Source organism: Lysinibacillus sp. FSL R5-0849 (genome assembly GCF_038595075.1).
In the GTDB taxonomy this organism is placed as follows: Bacteria; Bacillota; Bacilli; order Bacillales_A; family Planococcaceae; genus Lysinibacillus; species Lysinibacillus fusiformis.
In genome coordinates, this window is record NZ_CP152004.1 from 820634 (window position 1) to 839840 (window position 19207).

Sequence of the window (19207 nt, forward strand, 5' to 3'; positions counted from 1 at the left end):
GAGGGATAGAATGAAAAATTATAGAGAGAGTGTAGCGCCATTTGCAGATTATCAACAACTCATTCAAATGAATCCGTTTGATGCAGTCATTTGTTTGAGAAAAGTTGATAAAAAGGTGTTCGAGGTCGTTGATTTTAATGATAAGTTATTATCATTTATGGAGCTGCAAGATAAAGCAGCGACGAACGCTGAACGTTTTTTTACCAAGCAATGCTGGCTGCAGTTGTCGAATTTTCTAAACGAAGAAGACCATACACAGCATGTCCTGAAATTAGGTACCGGTTATTATGAACGAGCATTTGCTATTCATGTACAACACTTTTCTAAATCCATGGTTGCGGTTATTTTGAGAGAAACACAGATAGAAGATAAACCTTATTTACAATACGTGGAACAACATGTGAGTCCTGTGCTAACGGTCGATTTACAAGGCCGAATTATTCATCAAAATATGGCCGTTACGTCAGCACTTTCTAGAGAGCAGCAATGTCTAATAGGACGAGATATTTTTTCATTATTGGAAAGTAAATATATGAAAGAATTTAAATTATTATTTGCTAAAACTATTGAAGGCTCAGCTTTTGGTATGCCGAAATGCTTGTTTAAGAACCAATTGCTAAGTAAAGAGCCTTTTTACTTAAGAACACACCCTACCTATTATAATGGTGAGGTTATAGGTGTCCATTTATTTGTAAAAGATGCAAATTCATTTATGAATGATCATGAGGCATTTTATTACCTAGCGCTAATGGATGAATTAACAGGTATTTGGAACCGTAAGGCATTCAAGGAGCATTGGCTACATCATCTAAACGATAAAAAACAAGAGCATAAGCAAGCAGCCCTTATTTTAGTGGATATAGATCGTTTTAAAAAATTTAATGAATCCCTAGGTGAAAGTAAGGGGGATGAGCTTATGCGTATGTTTAGTCAAAGGCTTAATGAACTGTGCTATTCAAAATGTGCCCTTTTTCGTTATAACAGTGATGAGTTTATCTTTGTACTAAAAGATGCGACTATTCAAAAAATTGAACATACCGCTAATGCCATTTTGGAAGTTTTAAAGCAGCCATTTATGATAGAAGGACAGGAATATTTTATTAGCGTTTCAATCGGTATCTCCCTTAGTCCAGCAGATGGCAAGGATTTAGAGACACTTGTAAGGAAAGCTGATAAGGCTTTATTTTCTGTTAAAGAGCATGGACGATCTCACTATCGTTATTATCGTGAAGATATGACGGCAATTTTCCCGAATGAAGCTTTAATGGAAGCGCATTTACGACGTGCTATTGAATTTAATGAACTTAGTTTGCATCTCCAGCCACAGATGGACCTAACAAATAATAGCATCAATAGCTTTGAAGCTTTATTGCGATGGAATAACCGTAAATTTGGTTTTGTGTCACCAGCACAATTTATACCTATTGCGGAGGCTTCAGGATTAATTATTGAAATTGGTGATTGGATTATTGACGAGGTTTGTCGTCATCAAAATGAATGGCAATCCAAAGGGTATCGTCCTGTAAGAATAGCCGTCAATATATCACCAAAACAGTTCAGAAAAGAAAACTTCGCACGAAAAATAAAAGCGGCATTAAAGAAATACGAGGTGCCTCCAGAACTTCTGGAGGTAGAGATTACCGAAAGCTCTATGACAAATGTTCATGAGACATTTTCGATTCTTACGGAATTGAAGCAATTAGGGGTTTATGTGTCAGTAGATGACTTTGGAACAGGCTATTCTTCATTAAGCTATCTAAAGCGTTATCCAATCGATATTATAAAAATCGATCAATCGTTTATTAGAGATATCGCTAAAGATGACAAAAATGAGGCCATCATTAAAGCTATCATTTCGATGTCTCATAACCTAGGGCTAGAGGTAATTGCTGAAGGAATCGAAGAGCCCACACAAGTTGATTTCCTTAAACGTCATCATTGTCAAAAGGGACAAGGTTATTTGTATAATAAACCTTTACCCGTTGAAACAATTGTACAGAAATATTTCGTCAGCTAGTTAAAAAAGTAGCACTCATCATCATAGGATGAAGTGCTACTTTTTTTATTTGACGCTTTTGAGGCCGTTTAACACAATAGCTGTAAATCGATTCATCTCAGCGGCCAAGTCAAAGTCTTCACCGTGAATTAACCAATCATAAACATTGGCACGCATACAACGTTGTATGATGGCTTGCACTTCATGAGCTGATACATCATGTCTTAGCTCACCTTGTTGTAGCCCTTCCTCAATATATGTATTCATTATTTGAAAAATCTTGCGCTCGGGATTAATTAAGTAATGATCCTGTTTTACCTGATTTGTCATTGCAGCAGTATACACAGTGCGTAACAGGTCCTTTCCTACAACATTCGTTAAGTATTTCATTTGTTCTTGATACACGAATAAAATTTTTTCACTTGCCGATAATGTAGGGTCGATATTTTTTTCTACAGTGCTATAAAAGTGATCCAGTTCTTTAAATTTTTCTAAAATAACATCATATTTAGATGGGAAATGTGTATAAAATGTACCCTTTGAGACATGACAAGCCTTTGTAATTTGTTCGACAGTAACATGTTCAAATCCGAATTTGTTGAATAGATCTAATGATGTTTTTAATAATTTATCACGAGTTTCTAATGCCTTCTTTTGCCTGTTAGTTAGAGATTCCATAGTGAGATTACCTCCGATATTAAGTATTGTAAAATATTTTCTAAATTAAAAATTCTGAAAATATAAAATTTTTAATTGACGAGATGGATTTATTTTGATTATGATTTAATTGACCGTAGTCACTGACCGAGGTCAATTAAAGGTATCTCGTTATTAATGTTACGATAAAAAACAGTAGTTGGCTAGTGACCATCCAGCACTATTGCTGAATTTTCAAGAATTGGGGGATATCCATATGGATAGAAAATTAGGTTTTATCGGGTTAGGAAATATGGGGTTACCAATGTCTATTAACTTATTAAAGGCAAACTATGAGGTGTATGGCTTTGATACAAATGCAAAGGCAGTGGAGCTATTTACAGAAGCTGGCGGAATAGGTCTTGCATCAGCAAAGGATGTTGCAAAGCAATGTGATGTGGTAATGACTAGCCTACCAACTCCTCAAATTGTAGAAATGGTGTATTTATCAGAGGAGGGCATTATACATCATGCTAAGAAAGGTGCCTTACTGGTTGACTTTAGTACGGTCAATCCTGACTTAAATGATTCGTTACATAAAGAAGCAAGTACGTTGGGATTACGATATTTAGGGGCACCTGTAAGTGGAGGGGTCATAGGAGCTGTAAATGCTACCTTAACGATAATGGTCGGTGGTGGCAAGGACGATTATGATAGTGCAAGTGAAATATTCGGAATAGTCGGTAAAAATATTTATCATCTAGGTTTATCCTCAAGTGTAGGTACACGTCTTAAATTATTAAATAATCTAATGATCGGGTTTTACACAGAGGCTGTAGCTGAAACGATTGTGCTTGGTGAAAAAATGGGGATTGATGCGGATACGCTGTATGAAGTATTAAGTAATAGCTACGGTCAAAGTCGGATTTATGAGCGTAACTATGTGGAATATATGAAAAATAATAATTATGCACCTGGTTTTTCAACGAATCTATTATTGAAAGATTTGAAGTTAGCAAAGGGCATGGCTGATGAAGCTGGTGTATCTCTACGTATTGGGGAAAAATTGGTGGAACTTTATAGTGAGATTGCTCAGCAGGGCTATGGTGAAAATGATATGTCTGCAGCTTATTTAAGCTTAAAGGATACATGTAAAATAAAACAATTATAAGAGGAGGAAATGATGATGACGACAGCTCAAGAGGTAAAAACATTAACGCATTTTATTGGTGGACAGTTAGTTGAAGGGAAAAGTGGCAGATTTGGCTCTGTATACAATCCAACTACGGGTGATGTCATTGCTAAAGTGCCACTGGCAACAGTAGAGGAGACAAAAGAGGCAATCGAGCAGGCTCAAGCAGCCTTTCCATTATGGCGTAATACATCTGTGGCTAAACGTGCAGAAATCGTCTTAAAGTTCCGCAATCTTATGACAGAAAATATGGAAAAGCTACTACAAATTATTTGTAAGGAAAGCGGAAAAACGTTGGAAGATGCCAAAGGTGAAATTACACGAGGTCTTGAATCTGTCGATTTAGCCATCGGTGCCCCACATCTCATGAAAGGTGAGTACTCCGTTAATGTTGGAGGTCAAATAAACGCTTATTCCGCAAAATATCCACTTGGTGTGGTAGCGGCCATTTCACCCTTTAACTTCCCGATCATGGTGCCTTTAGCTCAAACGAGTATGGCCATTGCGGTCGGAAATGCTGTGATTTTAAAAGCATCTGAACGTGTACCAATGACTGCTTTATATGTTAGTGAGCTATGGAAAAAAGCGGGCTTACCAGATGGAATTTGGACAGTGGTGAATGGTGATAAAGATGCAGTCAATGAACTTTTAGAGAACCCAGCTGTGCAAGCGATTTCATTTGTGGGCTCAACACCAGTGGCCAAGTATATTTATGAAACTGGTTCTAAGCATGGGAAACGTGTAACGGCACTTGGCGGTGGAAAAAACAATATGGTTGTCATGCCAGATGCAGATCTTGAACAAGTTGCAAACGCCTTTATAGGGGCAGCCTATGGAGCAGCATCTCAACGTTGTATGGCGATATCCACAATCATGCCTGTAGGAAAAGATACTGCTGATCGTCTAGTGTCGATTTTAAAGGAAAAAATTACTAATCTAAAGGTGGGTCCATATACAAATCCAGATTCAGACTTTGGTCCAGTTATTTCTCAACAATCAAAAGAAGCAATACTCGCTGCCATTGATCGTGGAGAATCTGAGGGAGCCTCCATTATTTGTGATGGTCGTGAGTTGGATATTGTTAAAGAGTCAAAAGGTTTCTATGTAGGTCCTACATTATTAGATCATGTAAAGCCAGGTATGGAAATTTATGAGCAAGAAGTATTTGGACCTGCTCGTAATGTTGTACGCGTAGATTCTCTGGAGGAGGCTATTGAACTAATTAATAAGCATGAGCTAGGAAATGGTGTCACTATCTTTACAAATGATGGATTAGCAGCTCGTAAATTCACAACAGAAATAGACGTCGGCATGGTAGGAGTGAATGTACCAATTCCTATTCCAGTAGGTTACCATAATTTTGCTGGTTTTAAAGGGTCTCGTTTTGGTGAAGGGCATATGTTTGGTCCAGATCAGGCGCGATTTTTTACAAAGACAAAAACCGTTTCAGAACGCTGGATGGTAAGTGATACATCAATTGCATCAACATTTGCATTCCCAAGCAATAACGATTAGTACCAACAAAGAGCTGTAGCAATATACAGCTCTTTTTCCAAAAAAAAGGGGAGGGGAGGGATGTACATGTTGGCGTACATTGGTCTTTTTGGTAGTTTAGCATTATTAGTGTATTTAACAATGAGAGGCGTTAATTTACTTATTTCAGCACCGTTAACTGCACTGTTAGCTGCTTTAACTAATGGTCTTGCGTTTTTTCCACAAACCGCTAATGAAAATCAAGCTAATTTTCTAACGAGCTATATGGATGGATTTACTGGTTTCGTTGGTTCTTGGTATTTAATGTTTATGGCAGGTGCTATTTTCGGGAAAGTTATGGAGGATACAGGAGCAGCTGATAGTGTTTCTAAATGGATTGTTGAAAAAATCGGGGTGAAATATGCAACATATGCGGTTGTATTAGCCGCAGCGGTCCTCACATATGGGGGTGTTTCTGTTTTTATCGTTGCATTTTCTGTTTATCCAATGGCCATCAGTTTATTCAAACAAGCGAACTTTCCACGACGCTTTATCCCCGCTGCACTTGGTCTAGGCTCGGTCACTTTTACGATGACGTCAGCTGGCTCACCTGAAATTCAAAATTGGATTCCAATTCAATACCTTGGAACGACACCCTATGCAGGATGGCAAGTTAGTATTGTTGTCGCTATTTTTATGGCTGTTGGTGGTTCACTTTGGCTGAATTGGATGATTAAACGAGCTGTGAACAATGGGGAAATATTTATTGAACGCTCAACAGATCCAGTGGTTGATGAAACGCAGAAGCTTCCTAGTCCACTACTTAGTCAAATACCATTACTAGTCGTTTTAGTGATTTCTTTTGCTTTCCATAATTCTCTTGGAACTTCTGCTTTAATTGTCGCTTTGACAAGTGGTTGTATTGTCGCCTATTTAGTGAGTTACAAGTATGCCAAATCCGTTGGAGCGACATTAGCAGCGGGAGCAATGGGTGCCATTATTGCTATTGCTAATACAGCGGCTGTAGTAGGCTTTGGTGGTGTCGTAAAAGCAACGCCATCCTTTTTGGCTACAGTAGATGTCATGACAAATATTCCTGGTAGTCCATTAATTGGGGGAGCCCTAGCGATTGCTGTCATTGCAGGTTTAACAGGTTCAGCATCGGGTGGTCAAACAATTGCGATGCCTTTGCTTGCACCCCACTATATTGATATGGGGGTAGATACAGAGGCATTGCACCGGACAATTGCCATTGCATCAGGATCACTTGATTCTTTGCCACATGGTGGTTATGTTGTCACTACCATTAATTCAGTCTGTAATGAAAAGCATAAGGACGCCTATATGCCATTTGGAGCGTTGACGGTTATGATTCCAACCATCGGTACAATAATTGCCATTATATTATTTTCAATAGGGATGTAGGAGGAATGTTGTATGCAAGGAAAAACAGTATTCATTACTGGAGCAGCTCGTGGTATTGGTCTTTCCATGGCACAAGCATTTACCGAACAAGGAGCCAATGTCGTAATTACGGATAAAAATGAACAGCTTTTAAGAGAGGCCGTTGAAAACAATCCTTCCTTAACGGCTTATACATGTGATGTGTCAAATGAAGAAGTCATACGAGAGGCAATTGAATGGACAATCGATCGCTTTACAACGTTAGATATTTTAATTAATAATGCAGGATTTCAACATGTCTCCCTTATTGAAGACTTTAAGACGGAAATTTTCGAAGACATGCAAAAAGTAATGGTCGTTGCACCATTTATTGCGATGAAATATGTATTACCTCATATGAAGAAAAATCAATTTGGTCGTATTATCAATATGGCCTCCATTAATGGTGTGATTGGATTTGCAGGTAAGGCAGGTTACAATGCGGCAAAGCATGGAGTCATTGGTTTAACGAAGGTAGCTGCGCTGGAAGTAGCAAAGGATGGAATTACGGTAAATGCGATTTGTCCAGGATATGTTGATACCGAACTAGTGCGCCATCAATTTAAAGATTTAGCGAAAACTAGAGGAATTCAAGTAGAAGAAGTACTTGAAGAGGTGCTCTATCCACTTGTACCTCAAAAACGCTTACTTGATGTATCGGAAGTTACAGGGCTTGCATTATATTTGGCGAGTGATTTAGCTAAAGGATTAACGGGTCAAGCTATTCTTTTAGATGGTGGGTATACAGCTCAATAGTGTAGGAGGGAAAAAGATGATTCAAACAAAAACAAGCTTTACCGTTCATTCACCTGGAACGCTTGTGTATGGGCGTGATTCCTTTGAAGAGGTGGGCGAGTATGCTAAAAAACTCGGCACTAAAGCACTTATTATTAGTGATCCAATTATGGACAGCTTAGGCTTTGTGAAGCAATGTAGAAGTTTGTTAAACACATATGGAATAGAAGCGGTTCCATACTTAGGGGTAGTAACTGAACCAGATGACACGTATGTAAAGGAAGGGCTACATCTTCTTCAGCAGGAAGGTTGTGATGTTATCATTTCTGTTGGAGGTGGAAGCTGTATTGACACAGCAAAGGCGATTGCAGTGGTGGCTACAAACGGTGGCTACATAGGAGATTATATGAAAATGGCAAAAATGGCAGAGCAAGTGCCAATCCCACATATTGCTATTCCAACGACAGCTGGAACAGGTTCAGAGGCAACAGATGCCACTGTTATTACCAATACAAAGAGTGAAGTCAAAATGATGATTAAGCAGCCTGCCTTTATGCCAACGGTTGCCATTGTTGATCCTATTTTAACGATTACATCACCACCTGCGATTACTGCAGCTACAGGGATTGATGCCTTAAGCCATGCCATTGAAAGTTATTTGTCCCGTTTAGCCCATCCATATTCAAATGTACTTGCTCTTTCTGCCATGGATTTAATCGTCCATAATATTTTGAGAGTTTATGAGCAAGGGGATGATGTAGATGCGAGAGAAGCTATGTCATTAGGCTCCATGCAGGCAGGTCTATCTTTTTCTAATGCCTCGGTTGCATTAGTACATGGAATGTCTCGTCCAATAGGTGCGTTATTCCACGTGCCCCATGGTATTTCCAATGCTATGCTTTTACCAGTGGTTTTAGAATTTTCTAAAGAAGCTTGTATAGATCGGTTAGCAGTTTTAGGCCAGTTCTTTCATGAAAAGAATGAAACTCTATCACAAGAAGACCTTGCTCAGTTAGCTATTTCTTCCATTAAAGAAATGTGTAAACGAATGAATATTGGAAATTTAAAACAGTGGGGGATAGAGGAAGGCGCGTATTATAAGGCCATCCCTAAAATGGTCGAAGACGCAATTGCAAGTGGTAGTCCTAGCAATAATCCAAAGATACCAACAAAAGAGGAACTAATGGAGTTATATCATACAGCTTATACTTATGAATTCTAAAAAATTTCCGAGCTATTCATTCATGTGGATAGCTCTTTTATGTTTTTATAGAAAATAAAAAGTGCAATTGACAGAATTAAAATGACAGTTTCGAGAAAATATAGTAAAATTTTAATGAATAACCATTCATTTTTGACAAAGGGGGAAATGGAATGTTGCAGGGGAAGACAATTATAATTACAGGTGGATCAAGTGGAATGGGTCTTTATATGGCGAGGCAATTTGTTGCCGAAGGAGCAAATGTTGTCATCACAGGGCGCAATGAAGAACGTTTAGCAGAGGCAAAAAAGTTTATTGCAGAGGCTGGCTCAACGATTGAAACCTTCCAAATGGATGTACGAGTACCAGAACATGCCGAGGCGATGCTAGCATTTGCTGTTGAAAAATTTGGACAGGTTGATGGTCTTGTTAATAATGCCGCTGGTAATTTCATTGTACATGCTGAGGATTTAACACCTAATGGCTGGAAGGCAGTAGTAGATATCGTGTTAAATGGTACGTTCTTCTGTTCTTCAGCAGTAGGTAAATATTGGATTAAAAATAATATTGAGGGCTCTATTTTGAATATGGTTGCTACTTATGCTTGGAATGCAGGAGCTGGTGTGGTCCATTCAGCTGCAGCAAAAGCGGGAGTATTATCATTGACGAGAACATTAGCAGTAGAATGGGGGAAGCAATATGGTATTCGCGTCAATGCCATAGCACCAGGGCCAATAGAACGAACAGGTGGTGCTGATAAGCTTTGGGAATCTGAAGCAGCTGCTGCGCGTACATTAGATTCTGTTCCACTAGGACGTACGGGTACACCTGAGGAAATAGCTGATTTAGCTACATTTATGATGTCTAATAAGGCAAGCTATATGAACGGAGAATGTGTGACACTGGATGGTGGTCAGTGGCTCAATCAATATCCATTCTAAAAATGTTTGCATAATGAAGAGCTGGATTGACGCATACTAAGGGTAAAGAAAGGAGTTTTGACAATGGGTATGTGGTTAATACCAGCTCTAATTGCCATGATAATTATTTGTGTTATTTCGTTTGTATCCACGTTGAAAATTGCAAAGATGACTTCTGAACGGAAGTCTGAAAAGGATACTCCGATTTCAGAAACGGTTGAAGAGTATGCAACGATGCTCAATCCAATCGTATGGGTATATCTGATATTTTTACTCTTTTTAGGGATCATGATTTTTTATTACTGGAGTAAGGCTGGCTATTAGAAATAACTCATCCTCAATCAGAGATGAAACACTTTAACTGATTGAGGGTGTACTTAGTTTTTGTTGAATAGCTCAAAAAAATTCGTTATTCCTGAAAAACTCTTCCCGTCCTGATCATGGTCAGACATAGAAAAGTTGTGATATGATGAAAGGGAAGGACTGTTCTGCACAGCCAGGACAGAAAAGGAGAAGAAGTTCATGATTTCAACTAACAGCAAAGACTTATTAGCAATGCCAATTAGTGATTTTATCATTTCCTCTGAAAAAGTTGCGCATGTACAAAGTGGCAATAGTGCTGAGCACGCACTACTTGTACTAACGCGTACAGGATATTCGTCCATACCTGTATTAGATTTGAAATATCGACTTCAAGGTTTACTGAGCATGAAAATGATAACGGAATCGATTCTAGGACTCGAGCATATTGAGTATGAAAAGCTTCCTGATATTAAAGTTGACTCTATTATGGAAAAAGAGATCGCTGTATTAAAGTTGTCAGATACATTTCAGCGAGCTTTGGATTTAGTCATTAACCACGCATTTTTATGTGTAGTGGACGAAGATGGTACTTTTGCAGGGATATTAACAAGACGTGTTATTTTAAAGCAATTGAAAAAATATATTTATCAAAAAGAGTAGTAGTTTAAGAGGGAGCTCATATGAAAATCATGAGGCCCTCTTTGCTTGTAATTGGAGGTTTACAGATTGATGGCAACAGAGGCAGAGATTTTAAAAATTTTAGCTGAGGAACGCAATATGCGGAAAGCGGCTGAACGTCTATTTCTATCCCAGCCAGCCCTTTCCCAACGTTTACAAACGATTGAAAAGGACTGGGGTGCACAATTATTTATTCGTTCACAAAAAGGTTTAACAGCAACACCTGCTGGTGAACAGGTTATTGCTTATGCAAAGGAAATGCTAGCCAAAAAGGAAGAAATATTTGAAACGATTCAATCCTTAACGACAAAGGTAAATGGAACCTTGAAAATTGCCTGTGCGTCTATTGTTGGTCAAAACTGGTTGCCTAAAATCCTGAAGGAATTTGTATCTAAATATCCCGATGCAAAAATATCACTTATGACGGGCTGGAGTTCTGAAATTGTGAAAGCCCTTTATGAGGGCGAGGCACATATTGGAATTGTACGAGGTCAGGTAGATTGGAAAGGGGAAAAGATTCACCTTTTCAGAGACACCCTTTATTTGGTGGATAAAGAGGTGAAGACAATTGAAGATGTGCTGACAACAGATCGTCCTTTTATTCAATATAAAAGTGACTCGAACTATTATCAGGAAATTCAACAATGGTGGCAGCAGCACTTTGCCTCCAATCCAAGAAAACAAATTTTAGTCGATCAAATAGAAATTTGTAAACAGATGGCTTTAAATGGAATAGGGTATGCTATACTACCATCCATTACATTAAATGACCATGATGAAATTCATAAAATACCTTTAACAAACGATGAAAAGGAATTTGGAATTACACGCGATACATGGCTCATTGGCTATGAATCATCTTTTGAATTGCGACAGGTAGAAGCATTTGTAGAAGTAGTGCAAGACCATGCTCGTTGTTTGTTTGACTATACAAAATAAAAAATAAGGCAATTCCAGTCTATTAGGGGATTGTCTTTTTCGTTTGGCTCGGTGATTTCTTAAGAGTTTATGAATATTGATGAAGATATCATAAGAAATGGAACAAAATGCAATTTAAATCGTATAATTATGTAACCATCTACTTACATAAAAAGGGGTTGAGCTTTTGAAAAAGACAAAAATTACGGCACTGACCTTATTAGTTATGCTGATGATGAGCTTTCTGCTGCCTTCCACACAGGCGCAAGCAGCTGCACCATTAGAGGTCAAAGCAACAGCAGGTATATCAGGGAAAGCTAAATATCAATCAGTTGTGCCATTACAAGTGACAGTGAAAAATAACGGTGCAGATTTTTCTGGGGATATGGCAATAAATTCTTCGAATTCTTATGAAGCAGCATCCGCACTTGTCGTTCCAATTGATATTGCAGCAGGAGAAGAGAAGACATTTACCTTCTATCTAGATGGTTTAGCTGACAATGGATATTCGGACGCAGATTTATTTGCCTTTTATGAAGGGAATATTGAAAAGGGAAAAAAGATTGCCTATAAGGGGACCAAGCGCCTACAATCCAATTTTTTAGATCCTACATCAACATTTGTCTATACATTAACAGATAAAAGTGATCGACTATCTGCACTTTTACGTTTATCATCATTTGTTCCTCAAAACAATGTGGAAATATTTAATATTAATCAATTAAAGGATTATACATTCCCAGAAGATGAACAAGGACTTGCCATGGCAAACGTCATCGTCATAGATGAAGTAGCAATAGCCGACTTAGCACAAAAACAACAAGCGGCATTGCTGAAATGGGTACAAGATGGGGGTACATTACTTTTAGGGGCTACTGATCAAGTAGATGCCACAGCAGGGGTTTTTAAAGATTATTTACCAATGTCATTATCACAAGAAATGACATCTATTTCTGCAGAAACATTAACAAAATTATCGGGCGGTGGTATTTTTACGCAGCCAATTTCGATTCATACAGCTACTAATCATGAAGAAAGTTTACCTGTATTAACGGAGAATAATGTAGTCCTAGCCTCGAAGAAAAAAATTGGCAGTGGCGAAATTATTCAAACAGCCTTTTCTTTAGGAGATCAGCCGCTCGCTTCAATGGATGGCTATGCAGCCCTCCTAGCAAAGATAATTGATATTCAAAGTATTTCACAGCAAGGAATGATGAGTCAGGGACAATCCCCACTCGATCAAATTTCTTATGAGCTTCGTAACATAAATGAACTATTCCCGTCCTTTGAAGTTTCAGTAAGCTATATGCTTATCGTCATTATTCTTTATATTATCATCATTGGTCCAGTTCTTTATTTTGTCCTGAAAAAGGTAGATAAGCGAGAGCATGCATGGTGGATTATTCCGGTGTTCTCAATCGTTCTTTCGATTGGTCTTTTCATTGTTGGAGCAAAAGACAGAATTGTTCAGCCACAAGTACAACAATCCGCATTTTATAAGGTCAATGAGGATAGTAGTTTAAATGGGTATTATGTTGAATCAATCTTAACGAATCGTAGCGGGGATTTTATTGTGAATACGGATAAAAACACAACGGCTGTTGCAATGAGAAATTATAATAATTTCACGGGTTCAGTGGGTGATTTACATGAATCTTCTTATATTAAGGAAAATGCCAACGGTTCAACGTTAACATTACGTGATTTAAATTATTGGTCTGTTCAATCATTTGGAGGGAAAACATCTGCTCAAAATATTGGCAAAATGGATGTTGATATAACGTTGAAAAATGAGAAGCTAACTGGAACAATAAAAAATAATTTCCCATTTGAATTAAAAGACGTCACTTTAATCTCTGGCGTGAAAGAAGTAAAACTGGGTGATATTAAAGCAAACGGAACCTTACAAGTAGACAAGGAAATGAAGACAACAGTACTTCAAAAGCCATCTGTTTTTAATAGTTATAATTATAGTTACCCATCTCAGAAGGATGAGGTAGATCCTATGCGTGTTGAACGAATGAAAACATTAGCATTGCCACTTGTAGAGAATGATAGACAGCCAGTACTGACAGCATGGACAGATCAAGCAATTGTAGGGGCTGAACTTGAAACAAGTGCAAATATGTCTCCAATTACAATGCTTGTTCAACCGTTTAAAGGGAAAGTCGAACTATCAGGACCCTTTACAATGAAACGTAATAATTTCACGTACTCATTAAACTCACTATCGGCGAGTGGATACTTCGATAAAATTGATGAGGAATTAAATAACTGGTATCTATCTGATGGTTTATACGAATTAACAATGGCAATGCCCGATCAATTTATGGACGCTGTGGAATCACTTAATGAACTAACTATTTCTAATAAGGATGTTAAGCGTATGCAGCTGTCGATATGGAATAATGCGACGAATATGTATGAGCCATTAGTGGATACAAAGCAAGTGTTTACAAATAACATTAAAAATTATATTAATCAAGATAGTGAAGTTCGACTTGAAATAAAATATGGCCCAGATCCAACTGGCGAACAAACGAAATTACCTGAAATAGAGCTGAAGGGAGTGGCAAAATAATGATTGAAATTCGTGACTTAACGAAAAGATATGGCTCCTTTACGGCCCTGGATCATTTAAATTTGTCCTTAGAAGAAGGCATCGTGTTTGGCTTTGTTGGTGCAAATGGAGCAGGGAAATCAACAACATTTTCTATTTTAGCGACATTATTGTCACCGACATCAGGCGATGCGTTGATAAACGGTAAAAGTGTCGTCAAGGAACCGAAAGAAGTACGCAAGCAGATTGGTTATATGCCTGATTTCTTTGGTGTCTATGATCAGCTAAAAGTAGATGAATACTTAGATTTTTATGGAGCTAGCTATGGTATACAACTGGCAGAACGCCAAGTGCTGATTCCACAGCTTTTAGAACTTGTAAATTTAACGAGTAAACGTTATGAATACGTAGATTTATTATCGCGTGGGATGAAGCAACGTTTATGTCTTGCCCGTGCACTTATTCATGATCCTAAAGTATTGATTTTAGATGAACCAGCATCTGGATTAGACCCTCGCGCCCGTGTGGAAATGCGAGATATTTTACGAAATTTAAAGTCTATGGGTAAAACCATTTTAATTTCTTCTCATATTTTGCCGGAGCTAGCTGAAATGTGTGATGAAATTGGCGTCATTGATAATGGCAAATTAATTGCACATGGAAATGTTGCTGCCATTCAGGCACAGCTACAGGGAGAAAAGCGTATTGTAATGAAAGTGACAGATCGTATAAATGAAGTACGCTCATATTTAGAAGAAGATCCCCATATTTCGTCTATTGATGTTCTTGAGCATCGTCTTGAAATAGCCTTTAATTATCGTGGAACAGATGCAGAGCAGGTGGCATTACTGAAAAAGGCCATACTTGCCGATTTACCAATTTATGCGTTAAGTGAGGAAGAAAAAGATTTAGAGGATGTCTTTATGGCGATTACGAAGGGAGCGGACAGTCAATGATGGAAAGATTTTATAATCCAGTATTTGTGAAAGAGTTAAAGTTACGATTCCGTTCTTTTAAAAGCTTCTCAGGATTAATGTTTTACTTAGCAGTACTTTGTATTTTCATTGCAGGCTTTTTATTGCTGACAACTGAATTTACTGGCAAAGGATTTTTTAGACCAGAAACAAGTTTTATGATGTTTGCTGTATTAACGATTTTACAAATGGCATTAGTTCTATTCATTACACCAAGCTTAACAGCAGGAGCTATCAGTAGTGAGCGTGAAAAACAAACCTTAAATATTTTGCTAACAACGACACAAAGCTCTACACAAATTGTCATTGGAAAATTATTATCGTCCGTGTCGTTTCTAGTTTTAATGCTCGTAGCAGGATTACCATTATATAGTTTAGTGTTCCTATTTGGTGGAGTTTCACCTTCTCAGCTTATTTCTATATTTTTATTTTACTTAGTTACTGTTGTAGCAATAGGTAGTATTGGCGTCATGTTTTCAACGATTACTAAAAAAACAATAGTTGCCATGATAGCCACATATGGATCTATTATCTTTTTAGGAGGGATTACTGCATTCTTCTTCTTTTTAACAATGGCTTTCCATCAAATGGGTAATGCCGTTGGTGCAAGTACCTCCTTTATGACTTATTTTTGGGCTTCAATTAATCCAGGTGCCTTAATGCTGACGCTGATTTCACCGGAGATGGGCAATGCGTTAGCTGAGCTTTCAGGAGTGGAACTACCTGTGTGGATTACTTATTTAATTGCGTATGTATTGATTATTGTACTTTGTTTAACGATTGCGATAAAAAAATTACGTGCCAACATGAAAAGTAACCGATGAGGAGGAATTATTATGGAGCGTCGTAAGCAATTACGAAAATACATTCAGCGTGCAAAGTCGAGTTTAACATTTGAAAAAAGCATCCCTATTGCACAATACGGTCTGTTTTTGGCATTGCTTTCGTGTGCTTCTCTTGTTCTTATTTCAAGATTATTTGTCTGGCCCTATTATCGCCAAATTGCGTTGGCTGTCTTTGTTACGCTTCTGATTGCAACGATAGTTTACATCTGGTGGAGACGTGTTAAAGAGAAAGAAGCTTTGCATACATTGGATCATTATTTTTCACATAATGAGTTGGTGACTGCTTTATCATTGAAAGACGATCAGGACCCACTTGTTCAAGCATTATTATTAAAGGCAATACAGAATGTTGAACAGGCTTTCATACGCTTTAAGGCTCGGAAGAAAAATTTGTTTCGACCAAAGGCGTTTATTGGATTATTTGGCACAGCAGTCGTCCTAGCAATCCTTTATATGTTCCCAGCAGCGACTCAAATTGAAGCGATAGAAGTTGAAAATGAGCAAGCTGTAATCGACGATATGAAGAAGGAAGTTGCGGAGCTGGAGAAAAAAGCACAGACAAAAGAAGTAAAAGAGCAATTGCAAGAGCTTCAAAACACGCTTAAGGAAGCAGAAACAGCTGAAGAGGCACTGCGCGAAGTGGTGAAGAAGCAAAAGGAGCTTGCTCTTAAGGAGCAGCAATTAAAGGATAAGCAAACGGCAAGTCAAGACGGTGCTACCGACGAACAAGGCTTATCGAAAGCAGAAGTTGAACAATTGAAAGAACTTGCTCAAATGCAGCAAAACCTCACACAAAATGCAAATGCCACACAAACAGCTATGAGTAAACTTGGTAAACCAGCAAGTAATTCCTTACAAAATGCGATTGCTAGTGCTAATAATGCTGGCACTAACAATCAAAATAATAACCAACAACAAGGTAGTCAGCAGTCATCCGGGAATTCCCAGCCAAGCAATCAGCAAGGGCAGGCAAGCCAGTCTGGTCAAAATAATGCTCAAAGTGGTTCCCAACAACAGAATGGTAATAATCAAGGCCAAGGACAGGGCCAAGGACAGGGCCAAGGACAGGGCCAAGGACAGGGCCAAGGACAGGGCCAAGGACAGGGCCAAGGACAGGGCCAAGGACAGGGCCAAGGACAAGGACAAGGACAAGGTCAAGGTCAGGGACAAGGCGCAGGCAGAGGTCAAGGTGGTCGTGATTTATTGACGACACCGAATCGTCTAGGTGGGTCAAACGAGACATCCGTAGATGGGGGAGCATTGGGAGATGGTTCCCATGTTTCTGAGCAACAGGGGAATGGTCCGATAACAAAGGGTACCATTCGACCGTATGAAGAAGTAATTGGCTCCTATAAAGACAGCTATTTAGAAAGCTCAGAGCGTTTACAATTACCGAAGGATTTACAAAATGTCGTGCAATCTTATTTCACGTCAATTGAGTCGCAGTAGGAGGAAATGAAATGGCATTTACAGAGCAACAGTATGTAGAAATGAGTACAAAATTACAACAAGTAAAAGATGAAATCCATCGCTTTATTGTAGGACAAGAGGATGCAATTGATTATACTTTGTACGCTGTACTAGCAGATGGTCATGCATTATTAGAAGGTTTACCAGGCTTAGGGAAGACGATGTTAATCCGTACAATTTCTGAAGTACTTGACTTGTCGTTTTCACGAATACAATTTACACCAGATCTTATGCCGGCTGATATAACTGGAACAAGTATGATTGAACGTACCCCAGATGGGAAGCAACAATTTACGTTTCAGCCAGGTCCGATTTTTAGTCAGATGGTGTTAGCGGATGAGATAAATCGTGCTACACCGAAGACTCAAAGTGCTTTGTTAGAAGCAATGGGAGAAAAAACGGTAACGATTTTGGGAGATACAAAAAAAATGGCGAGACCCTTTTTCGTGTTAGCGACGCAAAATCCTATTGAAATGGAAGGGACATATCCGTTACCAGAAGCACAGATGGACCGATTCCTTTGTAAAATTCTTGTTCCCTATCCAGAAAAAAATGAACTAATGGAAATTATGAAACGTACGACAGGTGCTCAGGAAATTGGCTTACAAAAATTGATGAACACTGAGGCTCTAATAGAAGCACAGCAAATGGTGAAAGAAGTGCTGGTTGCTGATGAAATGCTGGAATTTGCCACTGATTTAGTGGTGGCAACGCACCCAGAAAGAGCTGATGCACTGGACGAGGTCAAGCAATATGCCATGTATGGAAGTGGACCTCGTGGTTTGCAAAGTTTAATAAAATTAGCTAAAGCTAGAGCGCTGATGAATGGGCGGTTCCATGTTTCGGTAGCGGATATTAAATCTGTAGCTAAGCCTGTATTACGTCATCGAATGCTGTTGAACTATGAAGGGGAGGCTTCAGGAAAGACAGCAGATGATGTCATTGATGTTATTTTAGAAAAAATTCAGCAAGGTGTTAGCAAGTGACAGCCAACTACTTATTGCCCGAAGACTGGTTAGCAAAAATTAGTCGTTTTCAAATAGCGACTGCCTCCAAACTACGCGGGCAGCATAAAGGCTCGCATCGTTCACAGCGCTTTGGGGCTTCCCTCGATTTTTCGGATTTTCGAGAATATCATTTAGGTGATGATGTACGACAAGTGGATTGGAACGTCTTTGCCCGAACGGATAAATACTTTATTAAAAGATTTTTAGATGAACAAGAAATGCGCGTACACATTTTACTCGATACCACAAAATCAATGGGGACAGAAGCCAAGTGGATTTTTGCTCGTCAAATAGTGGCATCCCTTGGTTTTATGGTACTTGGTCGAGACGATCGTTTGTCTTTTTCATTTTTACAGGATGATGCGAAGCCACCGTTTCGTCGGAAGGGTGCTATGTATCGCCGAACATTTTTACAAATAGTGACAGATATAGAGGAAGCGAGTTATTCGAATCCTTTTGCACAGGGTGCCTTAAAGGCTTTACCAAAAGACAGTACAGTGTTATTTATTGTGACAGATGGATTAGAGTCCATCGAGGAATGGGAGCAACTTTTAAAAAGGCTACCACGCTATGCTGGTGATGTCAGGATTTTACAAATTGTGACGCAAGAAGAATTATCACCAAACTATTCGGGTGATGTTCGCCTTCTGGATCGTGAAACAGGTAATGAAGTCAATGTGACAATGTCCACAAAAGTTTTAGAAACCTATCACGCAAGACGTTTATTACATGAAGAAGAATTTGAAGCCATTTGTCGGCGTTTCGGCATTCGGAAATTACAATTGAAGGTGGAAGATGGTTTGCAACAGGCAATCTTTCAGCAATTATTAAAAGCACATTGGATTAGGTGAGGTGA

At 38.6% G+C, this 19207-nt stretch carries 17 protein-coding genes; 16 read left to right on the forward strand and 1 reads right to left on the reverse strand.

Annotation, left to right across the window (positions count from 1 at the left end; translation table 11 throughout):
* The first annotated feature begins 10 nt into the window (after nt 1-10).
* Entirely contained in the window at nt 11-2017 is a 2007-nt protein-coding gene (locus tag MKY80_RS03795) for a bifunctional diguanylate cyclase/phosphodiesterase (RefSeq protein WP_008174133.1), read from the forward strand.
* 45 nt (nt 2018-2062) lie between these two features.
* Here the strand turns inward: MKY80_RS03795 and MKY80_RS03800 are convergent, their stop codons facing one another.
* Nucleotides 2063-2674, reverse strand: coding sequence for a TetR/AcrR family transcriptional regulator (locus MKY80_RS03800; RefSeq protein ID WP_342532086.1), 612 nt, complete (start codon nt 2672-2674; stop codon nt 2063-2065).
* Nucleotides 2675-2909: 235 nt separating this feature from the next.
* Between MKY80_RS03800 and MKY80_RS03805 the strand changes: the two genes are divergently transcribed.
* From MKY80_RS03805 to MKY80_RS03875, 15 genes are all read left to right on the forward strand, one after another.
* Entirely contained in the window at nt 2910-3803 is an 894-nt protein-coding gene (locus tag MKY80_RS03805) for an NAD(P)-dependent oxidoreductase (protein ID WP_090002009.1), read from the forward strand.
* 15 nt (nt 3804-3818) lie between these two features.
* Nucleotides 3819-5339: a CoA-acylating methylmalonate-semialdehyde dehydrogenase gene (locus MKY80_RS03810; protein ID WP_342532993.1), complete on the forward strand. Its 1521-nt coding sequence runs from the start codon at nt 3819-3821 to the stop codon at nt 5337-5339.
* A 66-nt stretch (nt 5340-5405) separates the two neighbouring features.
* On the forward strand, nt 5406-6722 hold the full coding sequence (locus tag MKY80_RS03815) for a Na+/H+ antiporter NhaC family protein (protein WP_342532092.1): 1317 nt from the start codon (nt 5406-5408) through the stop codon (nt 6720-6722).
* Between the two features lie 12 nt (nt 6723-6734).
* Nucleotides 6735-7496: a 3-hydroxybutyrate dehydrogenase gene (locus tag MKY80_RS03820; RefSeq protein WP_089985208.1), complete on the forward strand. Its 762-nt coding sequence runs from the start codon at nt 6735-6737 to the stop codon at nt 7494-7496.
* Nucleotides 7497-7512: 16 nt separating this feature from the next.
* The gene (locus MKY80_RS03825; protein WP_107921548.1) at nt 7513-8697 is read left to right on the forward strand and encodes an iron-containing alcohol dehydrogenase; all 1185 of its coding nucleotides are present in this window, start codon (nt 7513-7515) and stop codon (nt 8695-8697) included.
* Nucleotides 8698-8849: 152 nt separating this feature from the next.
* Nucleotides 8850-9617 carry a 2,4-dienoyl-CoA reductase gene (gene fadH, locus MKY80_RS03830; RefSeq protein ID WP_342532097.1) on the forward strand — a complete coding sequence of 256 codons (768 nt, stop codon included), beginning with the start codon at nt 8850-8852 and terminating at the stop codon, nt 9615-9617.
* A 63-nt stretch (nt 9618-9680) separates the two neighbouring features.
* Complete coding sequence (locus tag MKY80_RS03835; protein WP_008174117.1) at nt 9681-9920, forward strand: hypothetical protein; 240 nt, start codon at nt 9681-9683, stop codon at nt 9918-9920.
* A 198-nt stretch (nt 9921-10118) separates the two neighbouring features.
* On the forward strand, nt 10119-10559 hold the full coding sequence (gene cbpB / locus MKY80_RS03840) for a cyclic-di-AMP-binding protein CbpB (protein ID WP_008174114.1): 441 nt from the start codon (nt 10119-10121) through the stop codon (nt 10557-10559).
* A gap of 69 nt (nt 10560-10628) precedes the next feature.
* A complete protein-coding gene (locus MKY80_RS03845) occupies nt 10629-11516 on the forward strand; it encodes a LysR family transcriptional regulator (protein WP_008174113.1) in 888 nt (295 codons plus the stop codon).
* Between the two features lie 166 nt (nt 11517-11682).
* Complete coding sequence (locus tag MKY80_RS03850) at nt 11683-14076, forward strand: hypothetical protein (RefSeq protein ID WP_089985212.1); 2394 nt, start codon at nt 11683-11685, stop codon at nt 14074-14076.
* The gene (locus MKY80_RS03855; RefSeq protein ID WP_008174109.1) at nt 14076-15011 is read left to right on the forward strand and encodes an ABC transporter ATP-binding protein; all 936 of its coding nucleotides are present in this window, start codon (nt 14076-14078) and stop codon (nt 15009-15011) included. The genes MKY80_RS03850 and MKY80_RS03855 overlap by 1 nt, the downstream gene beginning before the upstream one ends.
* The gene (locus tag MKY80_RS03860; RefSeq protein ID WP_008174107.1) at nt 15008-15853 is read left to right on the forward strand and encodes an ABC transporter permease subunit; all 846 of its coding nucleotides are present in this window, start codon (nt 15008-15010) and stop codon (nt 15851-15853) included. The genes MKY80_RS03855 and MKY80_RS03860 overlap by 4 nt, the downstream gene beginning before the upstream one ends.
* A gap of 12 nt (nt 15854-15865) precedes the next feature.
* Nucleotides 15866-17323, forward strand: coding sequence for a hypothetical protein (locus tag MKY80_RS03865; protein WP_342532101.1), 1458 nt, complete (start codon nt 15866-15868; stop codon nt 17321-17323).
* Nucleotides 17324-17334: 11 nt separating this feature from the next.
* Nucleotides 17335-18330 (forward strand): MoxR family ATPase, encoded by a 996-nt coding sequence (locus MKY80_RS03870; protein WP_008174103.1) that lies wholly within the window; start codon nt 17335-17337, stop codon nt 18328-18330.
* A complete protein-coding gene (locus MKY80_RS03875; protein WP_008174101.1) occupies nt 18327-19202 on the forward strand; it encodes a DUF58 domain-containing protein in 876 nt (291 codons plus the stop codon). The genes MKY80_RS03870 and MKY80_RS03875 overlap by 4 nt, the downstream gene beginning before the upstream one ends.
* The last annotated feature ends 5 nt before the right edge of the window (nt 19203-19207 follow it).